Source organism: Rhodococcus phenolicus (genome assembly GCF_001646785.1).
GTDB classification, from domain to species: domain Bacteria; phylum Actinomycetota; class Actinomycetes; order Mycobacteriales; family Mycobacteriaceae; genus Rhodococcus; species Rhodococcus phenolicus.
The window spans coordinates 1-634 of sequence record NZ_LRRH01000190.1 but is presented as its reverse complement, the minus strand read 5'-3'; the positions used below and the strand labels follow the sequence as shown (position 1 = coordinate 634).

Sequence of the window (634 nt, the reverse complement as noted above, 5' to 3'; positions counted from 1 at the left end):
CCGGTGCTCCACCGGTGCCCGCCGACCCCTCGTTCTCGTGCGCGATCGTCATGGTGCGCCGAGTATCCCCGATCACCCCCGCGATTCCCTGATTGCAGGGTTCACCGGGTCCGTGCTGCCACTGCGAAACCGATGCCGGCGACGAGAACCCACACGGGCCCGACGAATCCGGCCAGGTACTGCATCGGCGAGATTCCGGTCAGCAGGGTCAGACCACCGAGCACCACGCTCGTCCACCCCAGCCAGCGTGGGACGGCGCCGTGACGCAGCGAGGCGACGGCGACGGCGAGACCGCTCGCCCCGGCACCGACCCACAGCCACGGGATGGTGCCCATCCAGTGCGAGGCGACCACCGCGACCTCGGGAACCATCTGTCCCGGCTCGCCGAGACCGAACAGCAACTCGGTGTCGAGGCCGGTCCCGAGCAGCGTGGCCGCCGACGTCAGGAGCAGCCCAAACGCCGCGACGGCGGGCAGGATGCTGAATTCGGGCAGTGCGACGCGGAGGCGACGCTGCAGTCCCGCCGCGAACACCAGCAGCAGCACCGTGGTGACCATCAGGGTCAGGTGCATGACGAGCATCGGCGTGCGCTGTCCCGCGAACTCGGCGGTGATGGCGACGGCGTCGCCCGCGG

Annotated in this window: 1 protein-coding gene; it reads right to left on the bottom strand. The window is 70.5% G+C overall.

Features of this window, described 5'->3' with window-relative positions:
• Positions 1 to 101: 101 nt before the first annotated feature.
• A partial coding sequence (locus tag A8G15_RS28755; protein WP_068166611.1) for a hypothetical protein occupies positions 102 to 634 on the bottom strand: 533 nt, incomplete at its 5' end.